Source organism: Mesorhizobium sp. M1078, assembly GCF_040318615.1.
Classification (GTDB): domain Bacteria; phylum Pseudomonadota; class Alphaproteobacteria; order Rhizobiales; family Rhizobiaceae; genus Mesorhizobium.
On the sequence record NZ_JAMYMP010000036.1, the window covers coordinates 20,403 to 33,133 of the forward strand.

The window sequence follows — 12,731 nt, forward strand, 5'->3', positions numbered from 1 at the left end:
ATGCATGAATTGCCAAAAGAAGTCAGAAATTGGTTTTTCAATTTCTTCTTCGACGGGCACGCTGTCGCTTATCTGAAAATCGACGCTGAGCTTTGCATAGCTGCCAAGGGCGGTAATGTTGAACATTACGGGCTGTCATCGCTTCGCATCGGCAAGCCTGTTGCGGGGCAGCTTGAATTCATGGAAGGTTTGCTGCCTTGCCCGGAGCTTCCGTTTCGCATGGACATGATCGAACTGCCCGGCGGGCGTGTCGCCGACCTTCATTTTTTTGCTGACAATGCGTGCGTGTGGCTGCTTTTTCTGGACGCCACTGCCGAACGAGACAACAGGCAGCGGCTTCAACAGAAGGCCTATGAAATGACGCTCCTGCAAGAGAGGGAGCGTCAACTCAACGAAAAATTGCAATCGACGAACGAGGCACTGAGAAAGAGCCAGGAGGGATTGGCGCGTGAATACCAGCGCGCCGAAACCCTGCTCCTCAACATTCTTCCGGCATCCATCGCGGAGCGGTTGAAAGCGCAAAAGAAAATTGCCGACAACCATGCGGAGGTGAGTGTGCTTTTTGCCGACATCGTCGGCTTTACCGAAAGAGCGCGCAGCGTCGGAGCGGTGACGACGCTCGCTATTTTAAACTACTTCTTCAAGGCGGCGGATCGGCTCTCTGAGCGATACGGCTGCGAAAAAATCAAAACAATTGGCGATTGTGTGATGGTGGTCGCCGGCCTGCCCACGGCGCGATCCGATCATGCAAAGGCCCTCACGCGCTATGCGATTGAGCTGCGCAAAGCGGTCAAGCGGGAACGCTTCGCAGGAGAACCGATAAGGCTGAGAATTGGAATTCACTCAGGACCGATCGTCGCCGGCGTCATAGGCAAGAGGCGGTTCGCCTATGACCTGTGGGGTGAGACCGTTAATCTCGCCTCACGTATTCAAACGTCCGCGGAGCCCGATGAAATCCGTATTTCCGATGCAACTTGCCAACTGCTTGGACCGAAATTTGCTTGCGACCCACTCGAGGAAACGGAATTGCGCGGTGCGGGTCGCGTGCGAATGTGGCGGCTCCCGAGCTGATCCGTCGCCTGCGGTGCGACCGTGGAGCGCCGATAGCGGCGCCCGAAAGCCATTGGCGTGACCTGATCTTGCGATCGCAAAGCACCCTTTGCGCTTGCCCGGAAGGCCTCTATTCTGGAGCACAGTGGCCGCTGGTGGGATAGAATGTCGGTACTGCCTTTTCTGAGAATCTACGCACCGCTAAATGCGGTGCTCGCTGCGCCTGGGCTTCTGGCGGTGGCTGCGCTCACGATGCCGAACATGTCCGGACGAAGCAGACTGGCTCTGGCTGCCGTGCTTGCTGTCATTTGGGCCGCCTATCTTCTGCAGATGGCCGAGACCCTGCTCAAGCGCTGGGCGGGAGACCTCAGGGACAGGACGCCGGCAATCGCGATCGATGTGCTCGCGGTTTTGGTTCCAGTCGCCGCATTTCTGCTCGACGGCACGCCCGACCGGAGCCTCTACTGTGCTGTCTGGCTGCTGAAGCCGCTGCGCGACTCGACCTTCTTCCCGCTGCTTGGCAGGGTTCTGGCCAACGAAGCGCGCAACCTGGTCGGCGTCACCACGGTCTTCGGCCTGGTTCTGTTCGGTGTCGCACTCGCGGCCTATGTCATCGAGCGCGACGTCCAACCGGAAAAGTTCGGCAGCATCCCCGAGACAATGTGGTGGGCGGTGGTCACGCTGTCCACTACCGGCTATGGCGACGACATTCCGCAAAGCTTCGCCGGCCGCGTCCTTGCCGGGGCTGTCATGATGTGTGGCATCGGCATCTTCGGGCTCTGGGCCGGCATTCTTGCCTCCGGCTTTTATCAAGAAGTCCGTCGCGAGGATTTCGTCCGCAATTGGCAATTGATTGCCGGCGTTCCGTTGTTTCAGAAGCTTGGCCCGGCCACGCTGGTCGAGATCGTGCGCGCGTTAAGGCCTCGCACGGTGCCGGCGGGCGCCGTGATCTGCCGCAGTGGCGAGACCGGTGATCGGATGTTCTTCGTCGTGGAGGGCCGCGTCAGCGTCGCGACGCCCAACCCGGTGGAGCTTGGCCCTGGCGCCTTCTTCGGCGAGATGGCGCTGATCAGCGGCGAACCGCGTATGGCGACCGTCACTGCCGCGACTTCTGTCTCACTCCTGTCGCTGCACGCGGCGGATTTCCAGATGCTGTGCAGCAGTAGCCCGGAAATCGCGGAAATCATCCGCAGGACCGCGCTCGAGCGGCGCGGCGCGGCGCCGGTGGCTTGACCGTACAGCCGATGGTGGCCCGGCTGGAACTGGATGGTACGGCTCTATCGACCACGCGCTGAGGTTATGGACGGCACGTGGAAGTTCCCAGAGGCGTAGCCGGAGACCTAAACGTAGCCGATCCACTCTACCGGCGGCTCGTTGTTTGGCGCTATGCGTCGACAGTTCCTGCCCCGCGGCCTTTCGGACGACCGGCTTTGGCTAAACTCTAATGCCTTAGAATCTTGCTTAGAAAAGCCCGGCTGCGGTCGGTCTTCGGGTCGGAGAAAAACGCCTCCGGCGTGCCGCTTTCGACGATGGCGCCGGCGTCCATGAACACCACGCGCTGCGCCACCTTGCGGGCAAAGCCCATTTCGTGCGTTACCACCATCATGGTCATGCCTTCCTCGGCCACCGCGACCATGACGTCGAGCACTTCGGAAATCATCTCGGGATCGAGCGCCGAGGTCGGTTCGTCAAACAGCATGATCTTGGGGCGCATGCCGAGGCAGCGCGCGATGGCCACACGCTGCTGCTGGCCGCCGGACAGCTGTGACGGGTAGGCGTTGACCTTGTCGGCGAGGCCGACCTTGGCCAGCAAGTCGCGCCCGGCCTGCTCGGCCTCGGCGCGGGGGATCTTGCGCACATGGATCGGCGCCAGCGTGACGTTTTCCAGCGCCGTCTTGTGCGGGTAGAGGTTGAACGACTGGAAGACGAAGCCGATCTCGGTGCGCAACTGCGTCATGTTGGTGGCGGGGTCGCCGAGGCGCTGGCCGTCGACGACGAGGTCGCCATCCTTGATCGCTTCCAGGCCGTTGATGCAGCGGATCAGCGTCGACTTGCCCGAACCACTTGGGCCGCAGACGACGACCACTTCGCGCGGCTCGACGCTGAGCGTGATGTCCTTCAGCACATTGAGCGAGCCGAACCATTTGTTGACGCCGCGAAAGTCGATCATGCCCGTTTTGGTCAGGTTTGTCTTGGTCGGGCTTGGATTGGTCATGGCGGTCAGCCCTTTGGGTTCGATGTCACAGCTGCACCTCGCCATGCGCCGCGCCCATGCGGCGCTCCAGCCGGCGGGCGAGCATGATCAGCGGATAGCAGACGACGAAATAGCCGACGCCGACCAGGAAGAAGACCAGCAGGCCGTTGGGCACACGCTGCACCACAAGCCAGCCGACGCGGGTGAGGTCGGTCAGCCCGATCGCCGAGACGACGGAGGAATCCTTGATCAAGAGTACATATTGCCCGACCAGCGGCGGCAGCACGATGCGCATCGCCTGCGGCAGCACCACCTGGCGCATGCGTTGCCAGCGCGACAGGCCAGACGCCAGAGCTGCCTCAACCTGGCCGGTCGGCACCGAGCGGATGCCGGCGGCGACGATCTCGCAGATGAAGCACGCGGCGAGGTTGGTGAGCGCGATGATGCCGGCGGTGAAGGCATCGAGCTCGATGCCGAATTCCGGCAGGATGAAGAAGATCAGAAAGATCTGCACCAGGAACGGCGTGCCGCGGATCAGGTCGACCCAGGCCCCGATCACGCTCGAGATCAGCCGGTTGCCGCCGGTGCGCAATATGCCGAGGCCGAAGCCAAGCAGCGTGCCCAGCACCAGGCTGATCGCCGACAGCATCACGGTCATGCCAAGGCCGCGCAAGGCGAGGGGGTAGCTGCCGGCCAGGCTTTGCAGCTGTTGCCAGATCATGTGCTGCTCCTTGCCGGCTGCAGACCGAGCCAGCGACTGGACAGCCCCGCCAGTCCTTTGAGGCCGTAATAGAGCAGCAGATAGAAGGCGGCGATGGTGATGAAACCTTCCGCCGGCATGAAGCGGTCGGACGCCAGCAACTGGCCGGCGCGCGTCAGTTCGGAAACCGAGATCAGCGACAAAAGCGCGGAATCCTTGACCAGCACGATCGCCTGGCCGAGCAGCGGCGGGATCGTCACCTTGAAGGCTTGCGGCAGGATGACCAGGCGCATGCGCTGGACATAGGTCATCCCCGAGGCGACGCCGGCCTCGACCTGGCCGCGCGGGATCGACAGGATGCCGGCGCGGATGATTTCCGCGACATAGGCGCCGCTGTTCAGCGACAGAGCGATGATGCCGACGACCAGCTCGGGCAGGACGAAGCCGAGACGCGGCAGGCCGAAATAGAGGAAGTAGAGCTGCGCCAGCAACGGCGTGGCGCGCACGGCATCGATATAGCCCTTGGCCAGCACGCGAAACAGCTGGCCGCGCTGCAGGTTCATGGCGGCGAGCACGATGCCGACGGCCAGCGCGCCCGCAAAGGACAGCGCCGACAGCCACACGGTCGTGATCAGACCCTGCCCGAACAAAGGCAGATATTCGATGATGGTGCGGAAGCTGAAATTTTCGAGCATGGCGGTGAATGGTGAATGGTGAATGGGCAGTAGTGAGTAGTGAGTAGTGAGTAGTGAGTAGTGAGTAGTGAGTAGTGAGTAGTGAGTAGTGAGTAGTGAGTAGTGAGTAGCGTCCGGAATGGCCATTCACCATTCACCATTCACCATTCACCATTCACTACTTCCTACTCACTACTCCCTGCTTACCTCTGCTTAGTGATCCTTCTTCCAGGCGTCGGAATTGACCCAGTAGTCGAGGTTCTTCTGCAGGCGGCCGTCGATGCTGACCTGGTTGAGGAACAGGTTCATCCAGATCAACAGGTCCGGCTCGTCGTAGCGGGTGGCGAAGGCAAGCGGCTCCTTCGACAACAGGTCCGGCATGATGGTGAAGGTGCCGGCGGGATAGGCTGTCGACTGACCCTTGACCGCCGAGACGTCGTTGACGCCGCAATCGGCCTGGCCGTTGTTGACTGCGTCGAGCAGCAGCGGGCCGCCGCCCTTGTAGCTCTTGATGTCGGCATCCGGGAAGGCGTTCTTGGCTTCCTTTTCGCCGGTGGCGCCCAACAGCACGGCGATCTTGGTGCCCTTGGCCTTGCAGTCCTCGGTTGTCTTGAACTTGCTGTCGGCCTTGGTGAAGACGGTGCTGCCCGTATACATGTAAGGTGTGGTGAAGGCGACCTTCATGCCGCGCGCCAGCGTCGGCGTCATGTCGGCGACGAGCAGGTCGGCCTTGCCCGAAAGCAGCGCCGGGATCAGCCCGTCCCAATCATAGTCGAGGAAGGTGATCTTGACGCCCATTTCCTTGGCCATCAGTTCGGCGAGTTCGACCGAACTGCCGGTGCGCTCGCCGGCCGCGCCGACCAGCGAGAAGGGAGGTCCTTGCGTCTGTACCGCGACGCGCAGTTCGCCGCGCTTGGTGATCTCGTCGAGCGTTCCGGCACTGGCCGCCGTGGCGAGCCCCGCAAGCGCAAGTCCGGCGATAAAAAGTCTGGCAATCTTCATTTTGGCATTCCTCCTGTTATCGTTGTTGTTCCACTTTGTTATTCCACCCTTTTGGGTGTTTTTTGAGCGGCGGCACCGTTTGCCGGCGGCAGCCACCGTTCGAAAATAGTCAGTCCCAGGCCACCGTCTCGGCAACCTTGATGCCACGCCTCGCCAGCTCGTCGAAGAACGGCCCGTCCGGCACATGCAGCAGCGGGTTCAAAAGCCCTGGTGTGGCGATCTCGCGCCGCGCCAGCATCTGCGCCACGATGCTGGCGGGATAGCCGACGCCAAGGCTCATGCCGAACAGGCCTGATGCCAAGTCGCGTTCGATGATCAGGTCCGACGTCACCGTTTTGGCGCGGCCGCCTTCGAGACCGGAAAAGACATTGCGCATCACGCAAAGGTCTTTCTCGTCGGCGCCATATTGCAGTTGCGGGCCGAGCAGCCGGCCGAGAAATTCGCGCGGGCTGGCGCTGGTGCCGGGCACCTTGTCTTCGGAGAGGAAGCCGAGTTCCTTCAGCGGCGCCCAGAACGCCGACCATCCCGGCCAGCGCAGCGTATAGCGGCCCGAGCGTCGCAATCCCTTGGCGGCTGCCAGCATCTCGACATAGTGCAGCGCGTCGCCATTGGGGAAAGCTTCCAGCCGGCCAAGGCCCGCGACCTCGATTTCGTGGATGAAGGGATTGTCGTGTTGCCGCCCGGCCGGCACTTCGACGCGCTTGCCATCCTCGATCATCACGCTGTCGCGGTTCTGGCTGACCAGAACCATGTCGAAATTCCAGCTCACCTTGTAGCACAGCGGCTTGGCCATCGCCTTCGGTTCGGGGATGCCGCCGCAATAGGAATCGATCGAAGAAATCGTAGAGAACTGCTTTGCGGCGCGCGCGTAGAGCACGAGGTCGATGCCGGGGTCGAGCCCGCATTCGGTCATGATCGAAACGCCGGCCTGTTCAGCCTCCGGCGCCAGATCGGCAATCGCCTTGCCGTAATTGGTAGTGACCAGCGGCGTGCGCGTTGCGATCGCGGCCTGCACCGCCTCGCGCATCAATGGCTGCGGCAACAGATCGATGGCGGCGTCGACATCCGCCAGCACGGTGGCAAGCGCCGGACCGATCGCGCCCTCGGGCATGACGAAACGCACGCGGGAAAGGTCGGTCAGCCCGGCAAGCCGGGCAGGGCCGTCAGCCGACGTATCGACGCAGACGACTTCCTCGACACCGGCGCTGGCGACGAGATCGGCGATGGCCGCCCGTCCCTGCAGGCCGAGGCCGCCGAGAACAGCTATTCTCATGCCGGCTCCTTGCGTGACGGTGTTTCTTCCGACCAGCAGCCTTCGGGAAGGCTGACCCATTTGTTGCATGAAGCCATGACGACGAAGGTTTCGCTGCGCACGACTTCCCCGGGAATGCCGGCGCCCGGAATCAGCTCGCTGGTGATGCGGTAGAGGTCGGCGACATCGCCGGCGACGGTCACGTCGACGATGATGTCGAAGCGCCCGGTAACCACCGAGGCCGAGTTGACGAAAGGCAGTTCGGCAATGCGCTGCGCCAGTTCCCGGGCGCGGCCACGTCCCTGAGCGTTGATGCCGACAATGGCCGAGATCAACTCGGGGCGTTCGGTCAGATTGAGCAGCCCGACGATCTTCAAGAGGTTGCGGTCGAGCAGATTGCGCAACCTTGAGCGCACCGTCGGCACCGAGATCGCCATCGTCTCGGCGAGCCGGTTGATGCCGGGCTGGGCATCCTGCGACAACAGCTTTACCAGCCGTCGATCGGTTTGATCGAGATGCTCACGCAAAGGCAAGGCTTTCATAATGGGAAAGAAACGATCGGATTTTCTTTCGGATATGAAAAATACCTTATGGGGAATTTTTAACAGCAGCAAGAGCTATGTCATCCCTCTGTGTCAGTTCCCGTGTGCGTTCAGGCAAGACAGGATGCATGTCGTCCCAAAACCGCTGCACATTTTGGGGCAGTCGAGGATGTGCGCGACAGCACTAGGTGAGGGAGTTCGAAGACGATCTTGCCGCGGCCGTGGTCGCTTGAACGCGACGGTAGGTCGTAGTGAGCAACGCACCCGAATGGCAGGCCGACCGAGCTGCGGCGTAGCCGCAACTCACGCCTTCACCTGATAAGCGGAGAGGCTCATTCGCGACATGGCCAAAAGCGGCCTTTCGATAAAACTATAACTCGCCAGGGACACGGCGATGCAGGCGGTGACAATAGCTATGCTTGCAAGCCATGGTGACACATTGGCGGTTGCAACGACAGGAGCGATCGCGAGCAGCACGATAGGATGGGTCAGATAGAGAGAGTAGGAAGCATCTCCCAGCCTTGCCAGCACGCGAGGAGCAAAAAGTCGGAAGTAGCTCTCCAGGCTGATGCAACCCGCGACAAGGATCAGCGCCGGGATACCTTGAGCAAGGGTTCGCGGCAAGTTGAAGCCAAGTACCATCACCAGTGTGGACACAATAGCGAACCCGACAGCCGAGGCGCCCAGGAAAGCCGGCAAACGCACCAGTCTGCCGACCAGATGGCCGACAGCCATGCCGGCAAGGAACTCAAACAGGATTGGCGTGGTATAGAAAAACAGCACAGTGTCGGCGGCGGGTTTGAAGATAATGCGTGCGGCTACGGCGATTGCAAAGACAACGCCAATCGTGGCCATTTGCGTCAGCGCACCAAAACCCATAGTCGCCGCGAACAGAATGTAAAACAGGATTTCCAGATTGAGCGTCCAACCCACGCCAAGCACTGGCTGGACATAGCCTGTGGCCGTATCGAGATAGGGCACGAAAAGCAGGCTATTGGTAATCTGCTCAAAGGACACTCCACGACCGGCAAACAGCCAAAGTGCGGCGACCATGAGGAAGGTCATGACCCAATAGAACGGAACGACGCGCGTGAACCGCTGCATCAAAAAAGCACGGTGGTCGCGATGTCTGTTCTCCGTCGAGAGAACCATGACAAAACCGCTGATGACGAAAAACAGGTCGACGCCGCTGTTTAGAATGGGAATAGGCAAATCGAGCACGCCTAGTGCGGCCGGAAGATGATAGATAACAACCATTAGGGCTGCTAGCCCCCGCAGGGTCTGTATCGATGTATATTGTTGAATCCGACGCGGCGCAGCGTGATCATTATCCGGAATGACGTTCATTAAAAAATGTCCCCGATGCCGGAGAATATTAACACCGATGAGATCGTTGATGCGACGATTAACTGCCGGTTTAATTAATACATAAAATTTGAATAGCTTTCACCGACTTTCGCGGCCCGGGCCTTGCGATCGCCATCGTCTCGGCGATGCCTTGGCGCGCTGCTTGTATGCGCTATCGCCCGGCCTGGAAGATCGCCACGGCTGCCGCCGTCAGCGCGGCATTGCCGGCCGCAACCGTGCCATCCGGCAGATGCTTCCCATCCTCCAGCCCGACGCGCGTCGACCAGTCGCGATCCGCGGCACGGCGCACGAACGGCCACACCGTCGCGTTCTCGCCATGCAGCAGGATGGCACGGCGAATGCCGGCGCGCTCCAGGACCTGTTCGATGCCGTCGGCGACCGCAAAAGCCCCGTCTAGCGTCTGCTCGGAAATCTCGATCAGCACGCGCAGCACGCGCCCGCCATGGTCGAGGCCGACCAGCCGCTCGGCGTCGGCGACCGACGCCAGACCCGCCTCGATGCCGATGCCGCGCTGCCGCAGGCTCTCCATGACGATAGGCGCGGCCGCCTCGCTGAGATTGACCGAGGCATAGTCCGGCAATTCGCGCCAGCCGGCGATGGCGACCAGCGTGCTTGTATCGTCATTCTCGATCCAGGCGCCGGTGGAGACGCCGATCAGCGTACCGGGGCAGGCACGGCGCAGCCCTGCGATGGTCGGATCCATCGCTGCCGGCGCAAGGCTCTCGCGGCGGTCCGCGCTGCGGGCATGGACATGCAGCTCAGCTGCGCCCGCGGCAATCGAAGCCGCCCCGTCGCGCGACATAGCGTCGGAGTCGAGCGGCAGTGTGGGGTGAAAATCGGCGGCGCGCGCGCCATTGATGCAGGCCTGGACGATCATGGCTCTCGCGATCCTGTTGCGGATCGCGCGAGCCTAGCAAAGAGCAGGGTGGAGAGGAAACGGGCGCAGTGAAGACTGCTGACAGGGTGCCGCTTCTGCGGAGGTTGCGGTATCGGCCCAGGACATACCATATAGCGGGACAGGACACGCCACGGGCGATCCTTACCCCTTTGCCGGACTGCCGGCCAGAAGGATTTGCGATGGCTGAGTTGAAGGTCAGAACCCGCGTCACCGGCGCGACGGCGACGCTGCAGCCCGGCGGCTTGCCTTCCATCACCACTCCGACCGGCGGTGCAGTCGATGTCGTCACCGGCGTCAGCGCGCCGGGCTTCAATCCGCTCGACCTGCTCTACGCCTCGCTCGCCGCCTGCATGGTGCTGAGTGCGCGCATCGCCGCCTCCCGCCTCGGGGTTGCCGCCGCGCTTGGCGAGGTGCGCGCCGAGGTCAGCGGCGAGAAGGCCAAGGACGAGCCGTCGCGCGTCGAAAGGCTCAACATCAGGCTCGACATCTCAGGCGATCTCGACGCTGCGACCAAGCAGCGGATCGTCGAGGACGCCGAAGCGATCTGCACGGTGTCCAACACGCTGCGCGCCGCGCCGCAATTGCATACGACGCTTGGGTGAGGGTGTCGCAGAATGCCTCGCTACCACCCAACCAAGGACCGTCCCATGGCCATGATCCCGCCGATCGACTACGCCTCGGCATCGCAAGACATCCGCGCCGAGCACGACAGGGAGCTTGGCCTGCGCGGGCGCATGACCAACATGAAGCGCATCCTGCTGCATTCACCGGCGGCCCACCGCATCTATGCCGAATGGTTCACCCTGCGCGATCTGCTCAAGCCCGCACTCGACGACCGCGCTGTCTGGCTGTTGTCGCTGGCGATCTCCGAGAGATGCCGCGCCGAGATACCGCTTACCTTCTTCCGCCGCGCGCTGATCGACAGCGGTCTTGATCCCGAGGCGATCGAGCCCAGCGCTGAAGAAGCTTTGCTGATCGAATTCGGCAAGGCAGTCGCTGCCGATACCAACGCCGTTCCCGACGATGTCTGGGCGGCACTCAAGGCTAGCTACGACGACACACTGCTGGTCAACCTCGTCGCCTTCGCCGGCATCATGGTGGCGACCTGCCTGTTCACAAACGCGGTGAGGGTCGATCTGGACCCTGAGTTGGAGGCGTATCGCCGCAAGGGTGCCGATCCGGTCTGATGCGATCGATACGCAGTCGATCTGCAGTGGATATCGCCCGGAAGGATCAGCCGTAGTAGCCGGCTCCAAACAGCAAAAGTGTTTCCACCTGGGAGTCCGCTTCTTTTCCTATGGCTGTCCAGATGCTGATGCCGAGAGCATTCGAAATCGCGCTATCGATCTCGACCTTCACATTGGGGTCGGTTTGTCTCAAGAACCTCAGCGCAACCTCCATGGAAATCGGAAACAGCGACGCGCCACCCAGTTCCAAGATCGCAGGCGAGGTGAATTCCAGCGCTTCGAGTGCGCCATCGGCCTTGTAATAGGCGAATACTCCAAGGTCCGGCCAATAGTCGGCCGGAACGCTGGTTGGGCTCCGCCGGAAGACCTTGAGCTCTCCTGAAAAGAAGGATCTGACAGTCGCCTTAGACGATCCGAGAGGAAGCCCTTTGACGCCATTTAGCGGTTCGATCGAAAGATGCATGTACACAGTTAATCGCTGCCGGCAGCAGATGACAATGTTCATCGCAGGAATCGGGTGGCCCAGGCGCCTCGTTCGCCCCACTTTGACCGCAAGCAAAGGAGGCATCCATGACCATCCATTCGATAAGCACCAAACGCGCAGCCCATTCGGCCGAAGCGCGCATCGCAGCGCAGGACTGGAGTGCTCTGGTCGGCGAACTGAACAGCCACGGCAGCACCGTCATGCCGGCGCTGCTTTCACCCGAGGAGTGCACCGAGATCGCCGGTCTCTATCCGCATGAGGACCATTTCCGCAGCCATGTGGTGATGGCCCGCCATGGCTTCGGCAAGGGCGAGTACCGCTATTTCCGCTATCCGCTGCCGGATCTGGTCGGTGGCCTGCGCACCGCGCTCTATCCGAGGCTGGCCGGCGTCGCCAACGACTGGAACGAACGCATGGGCGTGGCACAGCGCTATCCCGATGACCACGCCGCCTTCCTCCAGCTTTGCCACGAAAGCGGCCAAACGCGGCCGACGCCGCTTCTCCTCCAGTATGGCCCCGGCGACTTTAACTGCCTCCATCAGGACCTCTATGGCGACCTCGCTTTTCCGCTGCAGGTCGCAATCCTGTTGTCGCAGCCAGGCGAGGATTTCGCCGGCGGCGAATTCGTGCTGACCGAGCAGCGCCCGCGCATGCAAAGCCGTGCCGAAGTGGTGCCGCTGACCCGGGGCGATGCAGTGATCTTTGCTGTCCACAATCGCCCGGTGCAAGGTACGAAAGGGCACTACCGCGTCAATCTCCGGCACGGCGTCAGCCGCCTGCGCTCGGGACGGCGGCATACGGTGGGGATCATCTTCCACGACGCGAAGTAACGTCGTCCGCTTCGGTGCGGCTCCTTCGTTCCACTCCGAGATCGGCTAAGATTCACACTTCGTCGACGTCGAACAGCAGCATCGTCAAGTCATCGTCTCCTGGGGCGAGTATACGCCGGTCAGCGGCGCAGGCAATGCCGATTTCGGTGGCAAATGCGCTCTGCATATCGGCGAGGCTGTCGAAATAGAGTGTCCCGACCAGATACGGAATCTCGCCCGCCGAGCGCTTGATGATGGGCCGCCTGCTGATGTCGTAGCGCCGCAGGCCGGGAAGCTTCTTGGCCAGCGGCACATGAACCTCGAAATAGTGCCGGTCGAACGCCTCCGGATCAGCCGGGGTTTTGTAGATCACGAGCATCTTGGCCATCGTCATATTCCTGCCTGTTGGTCTCGCTGTTTGGGGGCCATGCAGGCCGCCGTGCCAATGTCGTTCCGCGAGGGCGGTTTTCGACAATCGCTGGATTTTTGTTTCGGGCGCAATGACGGGTCCTCGCCACCATCTGTGGCACTTCTGCCTCTTTCCTCCTTGCGCTCATTCGCGTATGGCCCC

General features: G+C 61.7%; 15 protein-coding genes. 5 read left to right on the top strand and 10 right to left on the bottom strand.

What is annotated here, in order from left to right:
* Nucleotides 1–1,071 (top strand): adenylate/guanylate cyclase domain-containing protein, encoded by a 1,071-nt coding sequence (locus NKH38_RS28285; RefSeq protein WP_023824100.1) that lies wholly within the window; start codon nucleotides 1–3, stop codon nucleotides 1,069–1,071.
* 144 nt (nucleotides 1,072–1,215) lie between these two features.
* Nucleotides 1,216–2,283: a cyclic nucleotide-gated potassium channel gene (locus NKH38_RS28290; RefSeq protein WP_023684786.1), complete on the top strand. Its 1,068-nt coding sequence runs from the start codon at nucleotides 1,216–1,218 to the stop codon at nucleotides 2,281–2,283.
* 208 nt (nucleotides 2,284–2,491) lie between these two features.
* On the opposite strand, the gene NKH38_RS28295 is transcribed toward NKH38_RS28290, so the two are convergent.
* The 8 genes from NKH38_RS28295 to NKH38_RS28330 form a co-directional block, all read right to left on the bottom strand.
* Complete coding sequence (locus NKH38_RS28295; protein ID WP_023670319.1) at nucleotides 2,492–3,220, bottom strand: amino acid ABC transporter ATP-binding protein; 729 nt, start codon at nucleotides 3,218–3,220, stop codon at nucleotides 2,492–2,494.
* Between the two features lie 70 nt (nucleotides 3,221–3,290).
* Entirely contained in the window at nucleotides 3,291–3,965 is a 675-nt protein-coding gene (locus NKH38_RS28300) for an amino acid ABC transporter permease (protein WP_023684787.1), read from the bottom strand.
* Nucleotides 3,962–4,639 carry an amino acid ABC transporter permease gene (locus tag NKH38_RS28305; RefSeq protein WP_023693902.1) on the bottom strand — a complete coding sequence of 226 codons (678 nt, stop codon included), beginning with the start codon at nucleotides 4,637–4,639 and terminating at the stop codon, nucleotides 3,962–3,964. The genes NKH38_RS28300 and NKH38_RS28305 overlap by 4 nt, the downstream gene beginning before the upstream one ends.
* A 192-nt stretch (nucleotides 4,640–4,831) precedes the next feature.
* Complete coding sequence (locus NKH38_RS28310; protein WP_023670322.1) at nucleotides 4,832–5,620, bottom strand: ABC transporter substrate-binding protein; 789 nt, start codon at nucleotides 5,618–5,620, stop codon at nucleotides 4,832–4,834.
* A gap of 109 nt (nucleotides 5,621–5,729) precedes the next feature.
* Nucleotides 5,730–6,893: a saccharopine dehydrogenase family protein gene (locus NKH38_RS28315; protein WP_352763038.1), complete on the bottom strand. Its 1,164-nt coding sequence runs from the start codon at nucleotides 6,891–6,893 to the stop codon at nucleotides 5,730–5,732.
* On the bottom strand, nucleotides 6,890–7,399 hold the full coding sequence (locus tag NKH38_RS28320; RefSeq protein ID WP_023670324.1) for an Lrp/AsnC family transcriptional regulator: 510 nt from the start codon (nucleotides 7,397–7,399) through the stop codon (nucleotides 6,890–6,892). Before NKH38_RS28320 ends, NKH38_RS28315 begins: the two co-directional genes overlap by 4 nt.
* A gap of 318 nt (nucleotides 7,400–7,717) precedes the next feature.
* Nucleotides 7,718–8,761, bottom strand: a complete 1,044-nt coding sequence (locus tag NKH38_RS28325; protein ID WP_352654522.1) for an acyltransferase family protein — start codon at nucleotides 8,759–8,761, stop codon at nucleotides 7,718–7,720.
* A gap of 172 nt (nucleotides 8,762–8,933) precedes the next feature.
* Nucleotides 8,934–9,659, bottom strand: a complete 726-nt coding sequence (locus NKH38_RS28330) for a 3-keto-5-aminohexanoate cleavage protein (RefSeq protein WP_352763036.1) — start codon at nucleotides 9,657–9,659, stop codon at nucleotides 8,934–8,936.
* A 200-nt stretch (nucleotides 9,660–9,859) separates the two neighbouring features.
* Here NKH38_RS28330 and NKH38_RS28335 point away from each other — a divergent pair, with 200 nt between their 5' ends.
* Both NKH38_RS28335 and NKH38_RS28340 read left to right on the top strand, forming a co-directional pair.
* Nucleotides 9,860–10,282: an OsmC family protein gene (locus NKH38_RS28335; protein ID WP_023670326.1), complete on the top strand. Its 423-nt coding sequence runs from the start codon at nucleotides 9,860–9,862 to the stop codon at nucleotides 10,280–10,282.
* A 45-nt stretch (nucleotides 10,283–10,327) separates the two neighbouring features.
* Nucleotides 10,328–10,867, top strand: coding sequence for a carboxymuconolactone decarboxylase family protein (locus NKH38_RS28340; RefSeq protein WP_023695530.1), 540 nt, complete (start codon nucleotides 10,328–10,330; stop codon nucleotides 10,865–10,867).
* Between the two features lie 46 nt (nucleotides 10,868–10,913).
* On the opposite strand, the gene NKH38_RS28345 is transcribed toward NKH38_RS28340, so the two are convergent.
* A complete protein-coding gene (locus NKH38_RS28345; RefSeq protein ID WP_050586866.1) occupies nucleotides 10,914–11,372 on the bottom strand; it encodes a hypothetical protein in 459 nt (152 codons plus the stop codon).
* 65 nt (nucleotides 11,373–11,437) lie between these two features.
* On the opposite strand from NKH38_RS28345, the gene NKH38_RS28350 reads away from it, so the two are divergent.
* A complete protein-coding gene (locus NKH38_RS28350) occupies nucleotides 11,438–12,181 on the top strand; it encodes a 2OG-Fe(II) oxygenase (RefSeq protein ID WP_023735473.1) in 744 nt (247 codons plus the stop codon).
* Nucleotides 12,182–12,233: 52 nt separating this feature from the next.
* On the opposite strand, the gene NKH38_RS28355 is transcribed toward NKH38_RS28350, so the two are convergent.
* Entirely contained in the window at nucleotides 12,234–12,548 is a 315-nt protein-coding gene (locus NKH38_RS28355) for an EthD family reductase (RefSeq protein ID WP_023670330.1), read from the bottom strand.
* Nucleotides 12,549–12,731: the final 183 nt, after the last annotated feature.